The organism is Lysinibacillus sp. HST-98, from assembly GCF_016757845.1.
Classification (GTDB): domain Bacteria; phylum Bacillota; class Bacilli; order Bacillales_A; family Planococcaceae; genus Lysinibacillus; species Lysinibacillus capsici.
Genome location: NZ_JAENHX010000003.1, coordinates 113,408 through 125,100 on the forward strand (window position 1 = coordinate 113,408; position 11,693 = coordinate 125,100).

12 protein-coding genes and 1 pseudogene are annotated in these 11,693 nt (G+C 38.3%); 10 read left to right on the top strand and 3 right to left on the bottom strand.

Features of this window, described 5'->3' with window-relative positions; genetic code table 11:
* The first annotated feature begins 166 nt into the window (after positions 1–166).
* Positions 167–2,197: a methyl-accepting chemotaxis protein gene (locus JIN86_RS09125; RefSeq protein ID WP_004269363.1), complete on the top strand. Its 2,031-nt coding sequence runs from the start codon at positions 167–169 to the stop codon at positions 2,195–2,197.
* Between the two features lie 37 nt (positions 2,198–2,234).
* Here the strand turns inward: JIN86_RS09125 and JIN86_RS09130 are convergent, their stop codons facing one another.
* Positions 2,235–3,467, bottom strand: a complete 1,233-nt coding sequence (locus tag JIN86_RS09130; protein ID WP_202341759.1) for a ferredoxin reductase family protein — start codon at positions 3,465–3,467, stop codon at positions 2,235–2,237.
* Positions 3,468–3,624: 157 nt separating this feature from the next.
* On the opposite strand from JIN86_RS09130, the gene JIN86_RS09135 reads away from it, so the two are divergent.
* On the top strand, positions 3,625–4,113 hold the full coding sequence (locus tag JIN86_RS09135) for a metal-dependent hydrolase (protein WP_202341760.1): 489 nt from the start codon (positions 3,625–3,627) through the stop codon (positions 4,111–4,113).
* A 41-nt stretch (positions 4,114–4,154) separates the two neighbouring features.
* On the opposite strand, the gene JIN86_RS09140 is transcribed toward JIN86_RS09135, so the two are convergent.
* Entirely contained in the window at positions 4,155–4,976 is an 822-nt protein-coding gene (locus JIN86_RS09140) for a squalene/phytoene synthase family protein (protein WP_202341761.1), read from the bottom strand.
* Positions 4,977–5,190: 214 nt separating this feature from the next.
* Here JIN86_RS09140 and JIN86_RS09145 point away from each other — a divergent pair, with 214 nt between their 5' ends.
* The 5 genes from JIN86_RS09145 to JIN86_RS09160 all read left to right on the top strand — a co-directional run bounded on the left by JIN86_RS09145 (position 5,191) and on the right by JIN86_RS09160 (position 8,242).
* A complete protein-coding gene (locus JIN86_RS09145) occupies positions 5,191–5,925 on the top strand; it encodes an SDR family NAD(P)-dependent oxidoreductase (protein ID WP_004269367.1) in 735 nt (244 codons plus the stop codon).
* Positions 5,926–6,526: 601 nt separating this feature from the next.
* Positions 6,527–7,363, top strand: coding sequence for a type II pantothenate kinase (coaW, locus tag JIN86_RS09150; RefSeq protein ID WP_004269368.1), 837 nt, complete (start codon positions 6,527–6,529; stop codon positions 7,361–7,363).
* Between the two features lie 125 nt (positions 7,364–7,488).
* Entirely contained in the window at positions 7,489–7,713 is a 225-nt protein-coding gene (locus tag JIN86_RS09155) for a hypothetical protein (RefSeq protein WP_004269369.1), read from the top strand.
* 14 nt (positions 7,714–7,727) lie between these two features.
* On the top strand, positions 7,728–7,859 hold the full coding sequence (locus JIN86_RS23775; protein WP_004269370.1) for a hypothetical protein: 132 nt from the start codon (positions 7,728–7,730) through the stop codon (positions 7,857–7,859).
* 56 nt (positions 7,860–7,915) lie between these two features.
* The gene (locus JIN86_RS09160) at positions 7,916–8,242 is read left to right on the top strand and encodes a DUF3889 domain-containing protein (RefSeq protein WP_009370469.1); all 327 of its coding nucleotides are present in this window, start codon (positions 7,916–7,918) and stop codon (positions 8,240–8,242) included.
* A gap of 35 nt (positions 8,243–8,277) precedes the next feature.
* On the opposite strand, the gene JIN86_RS09165 is transcribed toward JIN86_RS09160, so the two are convergent.
* The gene (locus JIN86_RS09165) at positions 8,278–8,832 is read right to left on the bottom strand and encodes a DJ-1/PfpI family protein (protein WP_004269372.1); all 555 of its coding nucleotides are present in this window, start codon (positions 8,830–8,832) and stop codon (positions 8,278–8,280) included.
* Between the two features lie 167 nt (positions 8,833–8,999).
* On the opposite strand from JIN86_RS09165, the gene JIN86_RS09170 reads away from it, so the two are divergent.
* The 3 genes and pseudogenes from JIN86_RS09170 (at position 9,000) to JIN86_RS09180 (ending at position 11,669) form a co-directional block, all read left to right on the top strand.
* Positions 9,000–9,398, top strand: coding sequence for a MarR family winged helix-turn-helix transcriptional regulator (locus tag JIN86_RS09170; RefSeq protein ID WP_004269373.1), 399 nt, complete (start codon positions 9,000–9,002; stop codon positions 9,396–9,398).
* Positions 9,398–10,594: an MFS transporter gene (locus tag JIN86_RS09175; protein ID WP_009370464.1), complete on the top strand. Its 1,197-nt coding sequence runs from the start codon at positions 9,398–9,400 to the stop codon at positions 10,592–10,594. Before JIN86_RS09170 ends, JIN86_RS09175 begins: the two co-directional genes overlap by 1 nt.
* Positions 10,595–11,051: 457 nt before the next feature.
* Positions 11,052–11,669 (top strand): annotated as a pseudogene (locus JIN86_RS09180) (NUDIX hydrolase).
* Positions 11,670–11,693 lie beyond the last annotated feature (24 nt).

Below are 11,693 nucleotides of genomic sequence, written 5' to 3' on the forward strand. Positions count from 1 at the left end.
TTTTTTACTATACGATAAATGAATTCATTTTCCAAGTAAATTGCTCGAATTAAAGAGTCTTGAATCTAGGATTTAAAAGTTACAAAAAAAACATATTTTTGTTGGTATAATCCATTTATACTAGAGATTGAATAGAGCAATAATAATAGATATGGAGTGAAGGTGAATGAAAAAGCTATTAGGAAATTTAAATATTATGGCAAAAATCGCAATGCTTATTCCTGTCATTACTGTTTTTTTAGGTGGTATGACCTTCCTTAACTATTTGAACGTATCCAATGAACTTGAAAGCTCTATTGAAAATGAAATGTCTATACTAGCGGATGACGTTGCAGGTTCCGTTGAGGGCAAACTGCATGCACACATTCAGCTCATAAATAGTGCAAAGACAACAATAGAATCAGCTGACAGTATGATGACCAGAGAGCAATTTATTCGCTACGTACAGCAGCTATTGCCTTTCAATAAGGAAACGTATGGTATGGGATTATGGTTAGAGGAGGATATGGCAAATGGACAAATTTTTGGGCCTTATGCCTATAAGGAAGAAGAAAAAATTGTCTCCACGGATGCTTATGAAGATCCTGCCTATCATTTTCACGAGCAAGAATGGTATCGCAATAGTATCCAATCGAATAAGGTAGTTCATACAGCACCTTATTTTGATGAAGCTCTGGGGGAAATGTTTATCTCATTTGGTACACAAATTGTCAAAGATTCTACGCCCATTGGCGTTATTACAGGGGATTATGTATTAGATTCAATTCAATCCATTGTTTCTGACGTGAAAATTCGTGAGAGTGGTTATGCATTTTTAATTGATGATAGTGGAAAAATTTTAACGCACCCTGATGTAAATAAAGTGAATAAAGAAACGATCCAGCAGTTGTTGAACATGCCTGTGGAGCAGATTTCTGATCAAAAAAAGTTAATACATACAAGCAGTGAGGGTAGTGATTTTACCTTACAATTTATGCAAATACAAGATATGCCGTGGAAATTAGTTTTACTGGTTCCGACAACTGAGCTTTACGGCGAAATACAGGCCATGCTCCAACAGCAAATCGTGATCAGTGTCGTTCTAATTTTACTAATCGCAATTAGTATTTATTTCCTTGCTCGTTACATCCGTGGGGAAGTGAAAACGATGAATACGCATTTAGGCTATCTTGCTACGGGTGATTTAACACAACAAATGGCCGTTCATACAAAGGATGAATTTGGTGAAATGGCGCAGTACTATAATGACTCTGTGGAAGCATTAGGTTCGATGATGCAGCGCATTGTAGCTGAAACCGAGACAGTTGCTTCTACTGCAGAGGAATTAACGGCAAGTGTGCAGGAGGTCAATAAAACTGTTACAGAAGTTGCGATTTCTATGCAAGAGGTGGCAGAAAATACGAGTTCACAACAACAAGTGAGTGGGGAGTTAGAGGGTGTAACAACACAACTAGGTGGGGATATGAAGACCGCCATGGACGATTTACATGAAGCAGTCCAACAATCGCAAAAAACCTCTGAACTTGCTACTGGCGGATCACAAAAAATACATGGTTTCGTGAATGATATTGTCCACCTACATGCACAGGTTGACAGTAGTGCCAATCTTGTGAATGGCTTGAAGGAGCATTCGCTTCAAATAGAGCAGATGAGTCAGCTCATTTCGGCTATTACCGACCAAACTAATTTACTGTCACTTAATGCTGCCATTGAGGCAGCACGAGCAGGGGAAGCAGGGAAAGGCTTTGCTGTTGTTGCAGGAGAGGTCAAAGCACTAGCTGAACAAACTAGCCGTGCTTCGTTAGATATTGCAAAGGTTGTGCAGACGATTCAGGAACAAATGAATGACGCGGTAGAGATGATGGAGCAAAGTCGAAAAATAGCCCATCAAGGCATTGGTTCTGTTCAACAAGCAGGCATGACCTTCGATACAATTGCCAGTGCAATTGAAGGCCTCCAAAACACCATGCAAAAGACAAGCAAAACGACATCTGATGCTTTTGAAAAGTTGCAGGCAGTAACTGAAAAAGTACAGGCAATTAGCAAACAGGCACTTGCAACAAATGATCATACATTAAATGTATCAGCCATAACGGAAGAGCAGGCATCAACGATGAATGAGATGTCCATAGCCTCTGAGCAGTTAGCACAACTTGCTCAAAATTTGCAAGAAGAAGCAACTAAATTCACGATTTAATGGTAAGGTGTACATCTAGATTTAGGTGTACACCTTTTTAAGATCTAAATGAAAAAGCTTCCCACTGTACATTTTTCTTAGGTGCAGCCGATTTGAAATGCTTGATCATTTTTTCAGGTCCACATATATAAATACTAGTTTGTGGAGAGATGGATAACTCATCAACAGAGAGTCTATTTCGCTGTGTTGTATCTATAAACGTGACAGTAAAATGGTCGTTTGCCAGTGCATAATCCTCTAAAAAATCTTTGTAGATGACATTGTCTTGCCCGTGAAAAGAATAATATAAGTCAATTTTTTTATCAGGCTTCGTGTGTAAATAGGCAAGAAATGGGGTGATGCCCATACCACCTGCAATCCATAGCTGCTGTGCATTCCCGTTGCCGAAGTCAAAATGACCATAGGGGCCATCTACAGCAACCTCTGTATGGACCTGAATAAGGTTGTAGACCTCTTTAGTATAATCTCCAATAGCTTTTATCGTAAGATTAATTTGTTGTCCACACCCCCCAGAAATAGAGAAGGGATGTGGTGCTTTTTCGATACCCTCTTGAAAGACTTTCAGAAAAAGAAATTGTCCTGGTCGATAATCCAGCTGTTTTGTAAGCTTCAACTTAATTTCCAATATCTCAGGGGTCAGCCTTTGAATGGATGAAATCTGACCTTTATAGGGAAAGAACATATCCTGATACATTGTCAGCATATAAAGAGCTGACATAAATCCAATCGTAGTTGTTAATGCTGTAAAAATCCCTAAAGCTGAGGGCTGTAATAAATCATAGTGGCTAGAAAAATAAGCATGGTAAATACCCAATGCATAGGGCACAAGTAATAAACGATGAAGCCAGCGCCAATGTTCGTACTTCAGGAATTTTGCAATAAAGGCAAGAATGATTAGAAAGATAAAGCCATATTGAGCAAGCTCGCCAAGATCTTTTGCGAATTCGTTGAGTGGCGTTTGTTGTGTTAGCTCTTCATCAGGAATCATGTTTTGTAATTGCCCGTGAATAAGAATCAATACAAGTGAAAGGATTGCTAGTAATTTATGATAAAAATAGACATGCTCAAGACCACTAAACCAATGCTCCAACATTTTTATTCTTGTAGCTAATAAGAATACAAGAAATAAACAAGTTATGGCTAAGCCTCCAATGACATGACTTAGTGTGTTCAACGGATGGATCGGTGCCATCGGTTTGCTAAAATACCAAAGCAAAGCACTACCACACAAAATGCTGAAAATAAAAAGTATCCCTTTATACGCTCTCATATTTAACCTCCATCACTATGTTTATCCATAATTTAATTAGCTATACAATCAGAGAGGAAAAAAGTTTCGAGCGTACGTTCGGAATGTATGTTCCCTTTTGTGTCGAATTATGTTACATTAAGAAGGAAAAATAAGAGAAAAGGAGTGGAAGTAATTTATGCAAGGGAATACCCATATCGTTGGGGGCATTACAGCAAGTCTTGCCTTTGCACAGTTTTCAAATGATAACCCACTTGTCTTAGTTGGTGCGGGGGTTATTGGTGCGTTACTTCCAGATATTTGTCATAGAGGTAGTAAAATAGGTCGGACATTTCCCCTCATCGCGAAGCTAGTGAATACAGTATTTGGACATCGTTCCTTTACACATAGTTTGTTATTTTTAATAAGCATGATGGTGTTATTACATATGTTGATTCCTTATCGAGCGATATCTAATGGAATAATTATCGGAATGGCTAGTCATATCATACTTGATATGTGTACAAAAAAAGGGGTCAAACTATTTTTCCCTGCGACTGTCTCCATTCGTTTTCCACTTACAACGAAAACGGGTAGCAAGGTAGAAGGTGTCGTACTGATGTTGTTATCGATGCTATCTATCTATTTCAGCTATGAATTAATTGTAAGATTTATTGATGCGATATAAATAAGAAAAGCCCCAGTAATCGTTTACTGGGGCTTTTCATGTTAGTCTACCTGTACCTCTTCAACAGTTTGCTCTACCTCGGCACGAGTCATTTTTTCTCGTCCTTCTTGCATTGCCTTTAATGTTTTGTGCGCTAAGGCAAGTGGTAGGCGACAGAACAGCAGAATAGTACGTTTATTGATATCCTTCATATATAAATCTGCTTTGGCTAAATTTTCTTCTGCATACGCAAATAAATCCGCACGTGTCCATCCCTCTGGTACGAAACTTACACCACGTTCATCTAAATCCTCATGCTGATTACGTAAGATGTTGACAGCCTGCAATCCACGGCCGTAGCCTATTGCTAGCTCGCGATCCGTTTGAACGCCTGCACCCCATGCCCAAAGCTCAGACAGCATCGTCCCTACAAGCCCAGCCACGTAGTATGTATAATCGTCTAAATCCTCACGTGTGCGGACCTGCCAATTCGCCTTTGCCCATTTTGCCATCCCAAAAGCCATTTCACTTGTGGAAGCCTGTACAATTTTTCTGGATTCCTCAGGACAAAATGTCAGCCAATCTGCTAAACGAAGGGATACTTCGGGTAATTGCTCTGCATAAGGTGCGAGTAATGACTGATAGGCTTCGTTATTGAAATTGTCCTTTAGTAATTCACTCGTTGCTGACAGTAAATCAAATTTGACATCATTAGAAAGTTCTTCATGGTCTTCAATTTCATCAATGGCACGCATTGCTAAATAGGCTGCAGCCACTGATATCTTTAAATCATTTTTTAAAAATGTAATAGGTATATAAAACGTGCGGCTTGTATCTTTCAAAACCTGCATCGCTTCTTTGTAAAGTCTTTTTTGCTCGTTCACTTGTATTCCTCCGTTCAAATGGTTCCACATCTATAGTATATCGTATCGTAAAAATAGGGAAAGATAAAACAGATTGTTCATATTTAAAGAGATATTCTTTGAAAACGTTTCCTAAAAGTGATATAGTTTAATGGTAAACTATTTAAACTTATACTTTCATTGTGGACGAAAGTATAAGTTAAACCACATTACAGAAGAGAGGAAGTTTAGAAAAATGGGACGTTTAGATAACAAAATTGCGATGATTACTGGTGGCGCATCTGGTATGGGTGCAGCAATGGCGAAATTGTTTGCCCAAGAGGGTGCTACGGTAATTGCAGCTGATATTAATGAAGATAACCTAGCAAAAATTTCTGAGCTTGACCATGTAGAGGGGATGAAATTAGATGTTTCCTCTGACGAAAACTGGGCAGAAGTGACGAAAGCCATTGTGGAGAAATATGGTCGCATTGATATTTTAATTAACAATGCTGGTATTTCATCAGAAAAAGGACCAGATCAAATTACACAAGCGGATTGGTCAATCATGCATAATATCAATGCTTTTGGACCTTTCTTGGGCATTAAACATGCCTCTAACTATATGAAAGAAGCTGGAAAAGGCTCTATCGTTAATACATCCTCTTACACGGCGATTATTGGTGCAGGCTTTAATGCTTATACAGCTTCTAAAGGATCATTACGTGCGATTGCTCGTGCAGCGGCATCAGAGCTTGGTGCTTTCAATGTTCGTGTCAATACAGTATTCCCTGGTGTCATTGAAACACCAATGACTGCTAAATTATCAGAAGCAAAAGAAGCAATGGATATGTTAGTAAGAGCGACACCAATGGGACGCCTTGGTCAACCAGAAGAAGTAGCGAATGCTATTTTATTTTTAGCATCTGATGAAGCTTCTTACATTACAGGTGCTGAGCTTGTCATTGATGGTGGCTATTCAGCACGCTAATTAATCGTTTTAGGAAAGTGAAAGTGCCTGTTCAAGCAGTGCATTTTCACTTTTTTTGCATTATTTCACGAGCCACCCCAAACGCCTTGCATTTTACTTAGGAATACAATTTTCCCAATATGATAGGCATCGTGCCTAGTTAAACTCCTCATTTCAAGCACTATTAAGCGTTCTTCTGGAATCTGCCTATATAAATTTTCGTTAAATTTCAAAAACAGCATTATGCTTTAACAAAGCTTTATTTTTTTAGTAGAATGATGATAAAGCTTTCTAAATGCAATATAACATTCAGCTATCCAATAGAAAAAATTTGATATTTTCCATGATTTTTTCATGAAAGTTTACGAAGTTATTGCACAATCATTTCAACAGCGTTAAAGTTTAGAAAGGGCGAAAATGTCATTACACAATTTGGGGGATTGTACTAAGCGTTTTGCTTTTGTACGAACAAATTAATTGGTCAGGATTTTGGCACACAAAAAAACTCCTTGCAAAATCCTTCGTACCAAAGAGGGCATGTACTTTAATAGTTGCCTTAATCATCGCGTAAACTGCAATCATTACATGACAAAGTTGCGTAATAAAAACAAAGGAGAATTGTATGCCAAAGGCTATAGGTATTGATGCAGGCGGCACATTGACAAAGGTTGCTTATTTAGATCAACACAATGAACTTGTTTTAACAACCTTTCCGTCTAATGATTTACAGTCTGTAAAAAAATGGATTATTGATCATCCAGATATTGAGGATATTGGTGTTACGGGGGGACGTACAGAGCAATTACTTGATGTCATTAAAACAATGAAATCGATTCATTATATAGTGGAATTTGAAGCAACATTAAAGGGTGTCCGATTTTTATTAAATAAAGAAGGCTACTTTTTTGAGCGTAGTATGATTACCAATATTGGGACAGGCACTTCCATTCATTACATGGAGGGCAATACCCATATTCGCGTTGGCGGGACAGGCGTTGGTGGAGGGACATTAATTGGATTGTCAGCGCTTACAACAGGGGTTACAGATTACAATGAAATACGAGAAATGGCTGACAATGGCCATCGTGAGAGCATTGATTTATTAGTTAAGGACATTTATCAGGGAATGGATACACCTATTGACGGTCATTTAACTGCAAGTAATTTTGGGAAAGTGGGCATTACACGGTCCATGAAACATCCAGCAGAGGATATTATAGCGACGGTTCAGGGTCTAGTAGGCGAAGTAATTACAACGCTTAGCATTCAATATGCGGAAGAAAAAAAAGCACAACATATTGTTTATATTGGATCAACGCTCAGTAATAATGCTCATCTTGCCCGTGTGATTGCAAATTATACACGCACAAAGAAGCATACACCTGTTTTTATTAACGATCATGGTTTTTCAGGTGCTGTTGGAGCATTGCTGAACATTACAGAATATACAATTGTCTAGGGATAGATAGGAATGAACATGACTAATACACATTAGTCATGTTCATTTTTTTACAATTTGCGAAGAAACTGATCTACATAGTAACGCCTCTATTTGAACAAATTATGTGCAGGAGGTGATGTTACGTGGGCAAACGTAATAATCGAAATAACAGTAAAACCATGAATATGCGAACACATAATCCTTTTGGGACCTACAAAAGCAAAGATCTTGATCGAAGTAATAGCAATAATAACAATCCAAATGACAACTTAAACGAAGAATTCGCAGCAGAATTTGATGCGAAAGCTAAAAATAAAAACAATAAAACGAATCATGATAAAAACCAGCAGTCCAATAAAACGAAATAGCGGAGGTACAAATCATGGCAAAAAAGAGAAAAACAAGCTTTAAAAAGAAAAAGAAGGAAGATACTCATAAAAAGAATGATCGTGAGGAGTACTCAGCAGAGTTTAACCAAGTCATTCATAATAACCCTCAACAGCCAAAGCAATAAAGACAAGCTGCTCCAAAGCTTTTTGGAGCGCTTATTTTTTTAAAGGAGTGATTCGAGTGAGGAAGTTGTATTTACTTGGGATTATGCTTGTTTGTCTTACTGTGTTCATACAAACAGCAATGGTCGCAAATGCACAACAAGAAACACCAGCCTATGCCAAATGGGGACAACTGGCCATCAAAGAGGTAAAGGCAAAATATCCTTCAGCCAAAATTATCGATTATTTGCATGAGGGTAAAGAAGTACATGGGGCGTCAACAATCGAAAAGTTTAAGCTTTGGCTCAAGCAACCCGATAAGGAATTTGGTGTCTATGTAAGAATTAGTTATCAAAGTGCAACACAAAAGGTAGAAAAAATTGAATTACAAGAAAGCACGTCATAAAAAAAAGGATGCCCAGAAAAGGCATCCTCATTCATTTAATTTTCAAGCTTTTGAATAAACGCACGCATCAAGCCTGGCAAATCAGGCCATGCATGTCCACTTACTAAATTGCCATCTGTATGAAGATTGGCATCAATATAAGTAGCGCCAGCCACTTGCACCTCTGGCTTGCAAGCAATATAGGCTGTCAGCTCACGTCCTTTTAGCACTTCAGGAATCGTTGCGAAAATTTGTGCCGCATGACAAACGGCTGCAATCGGTTTATTCGTTTCGAAAAAGTGGGATACGAGTGATGGCACATGCTCATTCAAACGAATGTATTCTGGCGCACGACCACCAGGAATAATCAATCCATCAAAATGGGTTGGATCAACATCAGCAAAAGAAGCATGTGCCTCTAAACCATAGGCAGGTCGCTCGATGTATGTATCGACGCCATCTACAAAATCGTGTAGTACAGTTTGTAATTTCTTAGCTGATGGTGCTGCAATTGTGACATCATAGCCTGCCTCAAGACAACGATAATAAGGATAAAAAATCTCTAAAGCCTCTACGGCATCTCCTGCAAGTATTAAAACTTTTTTCCCCATGATTCCATCTCCTTTACATTGAAAGTTTATTAACTTTTATTCGACACATGCAAAAAATTTCCTGCTCCTGGTCAAGCCATCTTGGCAAATTACTTCCTTTACAAAGAAAAAAATGAAGCGTATAGTATTTGTTTAGCTAGGTAAATAATTTTAGGAGGTAGATAGTGATGAATCCAATTTTCCATGCTTTATTCCAAAAAAATCGCTATTTAACTAATTGCTTAAATGAAGTGCTGAAGCAGCATCATTTATATAGTTCTCAGTGGACCATTTTATATTGCTTACATAAAAATGGACCGATGACACTGACGCAAATTTGGAAATATTTAAATGTGGAAGCGCCAAGTATCACCAGGGCGATTACAAGGCTTGAGGCATTGGGCTGGGTACAACGATTAGATGGTGAGGATAAACGAGAAAAGATAGTGACTTTATCCACACAAGCAGAGGAGCGCCTACCAGCCATTACAGCGACTATTCGAGCGTTTGAGGAGGAAATGGTAGGATCTTTAACTGCTGAGGAACAAGAGCAATTTCTGAAGCTATTGGAAAAAATGAAGGGTTGATGGACATGCAGCGAGAAGAGAATACACAAATATGGACGAAGCGTTTCATTAGTCTATTTTTAACGAATATCTCAGTTTTTTTTGTATTTTATGGACTTGTAACGACTTTACCGCTTTACGCAATAGGGGAGCTACATCAGACAGATAAGGAGGCAGGGCTTCTATTGTCTGGTTTTTTATTGTCAGCAATCATTGTACGTCCGTTTTCAGGAAAACTGTTGGATGTATTCGGTAAGAAAAAACTGTTAGTCCTCTCAATCGTGGGCTATTTTATATGTACTGTCTTATATTTATTTATTCATCCATTCGGCCTTTTACTTGGTCTACGTTTTATACAAGGGATTTTCTTTAGTATTATTACAACAGCTGCAGGATCTTTAGCGGCTGATATCGTTCCAGCTAAACGAAAAGGGGCAGGCCTTGGCTATTTCACGATGTCTACAAATCTAGCTGTCGTTATTGGTCCATTTATCGGACTATTATTAATACAATACAGTACCTTTAACGTATTGTTCATCGTTATGAGTATCTGTATTCTAGCAGGAGGAATTCTAGCGTTAACGGTCAATACCGATGATTTACCGAAACCTGCACATGAAGGGAAACTAACCTTTAAATTTGATGATTTGTTTGAGCGAAAGGCGTTACCTGTTGCTGCGATTGCTAGTTTAGTAGCCTTTTCGTATGCCAGCGTTTTATCCTTTTTATCGGTCTATGCACAGCAAAAGGGTTTAATGGCTGTGGCCAGTCTTTTTTATGCCGTGTTTGCTGCATCCATGTTAATTACGCGTCCGTACACAGGTAAACTTTATGATACGAAGGGGCCACAATTTGTTATTATTCCCGGCATTATCTCCTTCGCCATCGGGCTTGTTATGCTCGCTTTTGTAGAAGGGCCTGTATTATTTTTGAGTGCTGCTATTTTTGTAGGCTTCGGCTATGGTGCTGTGACGACAAGCTTGCAAGCATTAGCCGTTCAATCCACAGCCATCCAGCGAAGTGGCTATGCTACAGCAACCTATTTTACGATGTTTGACCTTGGGATCGCACTAGGTTCCTATATTTTAGGAATGGTAGCCGTGCAGGCTGGCTATGCTTCAGTCTACTTGTCAGGTGCAGGCTTACTAGGGGTTGTCTTTGTTATTTATCTATTACGACTTGCAAAAATGAAACCGAAAAAGGTAGTGAATATATAGTAAAACAGTTGAGCCTGTCCCAACTGTTTTTATGATTATAGGCAATCCTGTAGCGTGGCCGTTTTTGACCAAAATATGGTATAATAAGAGAGTAACTAGATAGAGGTTTCATGGGCGGTTGGCACAATTTTAACCTATCTCATTCAACTTATGGAAGAGAAAGGAGTTGATGCCTTTGACTATTTTTGAAGCAATGATGATTGCAATAAGTCTTTCTACACTTATTGTTTCTGTACTTGCATTGTCATTTACTTTTACACAAAAAAAGTAAACCGCCCCTGCCTCGCCAGCATGTGAGATGGTTTACTTTCATCACTTTGCAAATCGCCTTTGAAGCGATTCGTCTTATTTACTTATATACATCTTCACTAAGAATTATAACATGGATAAACAGTTTTTTTCAATTAATGTAAATTTAATTGTCATTGACTACAATGATTTTTGGGAAACAAAATATATGGAACCTAAATGGCTTGAGTGGGCAAAACAGCCACAATCAATTGCGCAGGCAGGACTAACTTATTCGAAGGATATTTATGACTTGGAAAGGGTTTGAATCATTAAGAGGAATAAGCGTTGGCATTATAGCACACCATACAGATATCGAAAAGACAGTTATACGTGATTTATTTGCTAATGAGACGGGTTATGCGACCCCAAAAATAGATATTCGGGCGTTGGTTTTTAAGGACAATAAAATATGAATGGTTAAAGAAAAATGGATGGTGATTGGTCATTACCAGGTGGCTGGGGCGACATCGGCTTTACACCTAGTGAAGTAGCCATCAAAGAAAAGAAAGAAGAATCGGGATTTGATATAAAAGCAATCAAACTCATAAGTGTATTTGATAAGAAGTGCCTCCCTCATCCACCATCTCTCTACCATGCCTATAAAATGTTTATCCAATGTGAAATCATTGGAGGACGTGCAGAAGAAGGTATGGAAACTAACGCTGTTGCGTTCTTTGCAGAAAATGAAATGCCCTCTCTATCAATGGCTAGAAATACAAAGTCACAACTAAAGTTAGCTTTTCGTCATTTAAATAATCTACATTTACCTACCTATTTTGATTGATATCTCAAGCTGAATAATATGAAT

Coding starts and splice junctions, on each gene's coding strand:
- JIN86_RS09125 (WP_004269363.1), top strand. CDS start 167: ATGAAAAAGCTATTAGGAAATTTAAATATTATGGCAAAAATCGCAATG.
- JIN86_RS09130 (WP_202341759.1), bottom strand. CDS start 3,467: ATGAGAGCGTATAAAGGGATACTTTTTATTTTCAGCATTTTGTGTGGT.
- JIN86_RS09135 (WP_202341760.1), top strand. CDS start 3,625: ATGCAAGGGAATACCCATATCGTTGGGGGCATTACAGCAAGTCTTGCC.
- JIN86_RS09145 (WP_004269367.1), top strand. CDS start 5,191: ATGGGACGTTTAGATAACAAAATTGCGATGATTACTGGTGGCGCATCT.
- coaW (WP_004269368.1), top strand. CDS start 6,527: ATGCCAAAGGCTATAGGTATTGATGCAGGCGGCACATTGACAAAGGTT.
- JIN86_RS23775 (WP_004269370.1), top strand. CDS start 7,728: ATGGCAAAAAAGAGAAAAACAAGCTTTAAAAAGAAAAAGAAGGAAGAT.
- JIN86_RS09165 (WP_004269372.1), bottom strand. CDS start 8,832: ATGGGGAAAAAAGTTTTAATACTTGCAGGAGATGCCGTAGAGGCTTTA.
- JIN86_RS09170 (WP_004269373.1), top strand. CDS start 9,000: ATGAATCCAATTTTCCATGCTTTATTCCAAAAAAATCGCTATTTAACT.
- JIN86_RS09175 (WP_009370464.1), top strand. CDS start 9,398: ATGGACATGCAGCGAGAAGAGAATACACAAATATGGACGAAGCGTTTC.